1 protein-coding gene is annotated in these 208 nt (G+C 57.7%); it reads right to left on the reverse strand.

Features of this window, described 5'->3' with window-relative positions:
* Positions 1-208: immunoglobulin-like domain-containing protein (locus tag ACNFHO_RS27455; protein ID WP_416767979.1), on the reverse strand; the 208-nt coding region annotated here is incomplete at both ends.

The following is a 208-nucleotide window of genomic DNA, read 5'->3' on the forward strand; positions in this document are numbered from 1 at the left end:
CTCCAGGTTTTCGAAAGTCTTGCCTGGTACGGAAGCGTCGGAAATACCAACGGTCAGGGAGCCCGAGTCTTTGAAGACGTCATCGCCCTGAGCAGGAGCCTTGTACTCGACCTGGGTCTGGCCCGCCGCGATGGTGACTTTGTCGCCATTGCTCAGGGTGACAGTCAGCGGACGGTCTAGCGGCTGGTTCACTTTGACAGTGAATGAC

The organism is Pseudomonas sp. NY15374, assembly GCF_048068255.1.
Taxonomy (GTDB): Bacteria; Pseudomonadota; Gammaproteobacteria; order Pseudomonadales; family Pseudomonadaceae; genus Aquipseudomonas; species Aquipseudomonas machongensis.